1 pseudogene is annotated in these 1,093 nt (G+C 48.8%); it reads left to right on the forward strand.

Annotated elements, in window-relative coordinates:
• Positions 1 to 1,093 (forward strand): annotated as a pseudogene (locus tag ACFIQE_RS10690) (filamentous hemagglutinin); the annotation flags it as partial.

Below are 1,093 nucleotides of genomic sequence, written 5' to 3' on the forward strand. Positions count from 1 at the left end.
AAATAGATACGGTCACGCAGATCGTTGCCCATGCAGGACTTGGCTGCTTAAAAGGCGCGGTTGCGAGCGGTGCTTGCACAGCCGGTGCTGTGGGGGGTGCTGTGGGCGAAGCCACTGCTATGCTCCAGTTTCAATTGTGGGTGCAAGGCATTGTGAAAGAGGAAATGGGGGACCTAAACGGTCGCACCCCAACTGCGGAAGAGGAAGCGCGTATAAACGCAAAGATTGATGCGCAGTTTGCTGACTTTAGAGACCACACCATTGATGTCGCACGGGCTGCAGGGGGCGTTGCCGCTGCCCTTGCCGGTGGCAATGTTGATGCCGGCGCTGATGCCGCAGGTAATGCCGCTGCAAATAACTTTTTGGGGAGTGCACAACGCGCTCAGATGAAGAAAGAGTTAGAAGAGTGCCCTGATGATCAGTGTCGAAGAGATGTTAACGAAAAATGGTTCGAGATTAGTGAAGAGCAAGATAGGATTTTTGGGATAGGTCTTGCGAAGGGTATGATTGTTGGTGCCGTAAAAGCAATAGGAAACGGAATATCTGAGACAGCTCATGACGTTAAAGAATTAGGATCGGCAATAGGAAACGGAATATATGCGACAGTTCATGACGTTAAAGAATTAGGATCGGCAATAGGAAACAGTTCAGTTGATGAGATCTATCAAAATGCCCTTCAAGGCGTTGGAACAGCAAAAGCTTGGGCCACGAGTGGGCATATATTTGATGATGTCTGGGAAGGTGCTGGTCAACTCTGGGAAGGAGTTGGTCAATTCTGGGGAGGTGTTAAGGATTCCTTTAGAGGGCACATAGATCACATAAAGGATTCCTTTGGGGGGCATATAGATCACATACATGAAACAATGGAGAAAGGGGGGGATGGAGCATTCAGTGCTGGTGCTGAATCTGGCGAAATGCTAGGTAAACCATTAGGAGATGTGGCTTATATAGTGGGGTCTACAGTGCTTACTGACGGTGCTGTTTCAGCAGCCAAGGGAGGCGTAAAGCTTGCGGGAAAGCTTGTAGAAAAAGATCTCATCAAATTTGCTGCTAAAGCTGAAGAAGCGGCTATAACGGGAGCAACTAGTTCTGA

The organism is Bartonella sp. AA1HLJMS (genome assembly GCF_042197445.1).
Lineage (GTDB): Bacteria > Pseudomonadota > Alphaproteobacteria > Rhizobiales > Rhizobiaceae > Bartonella.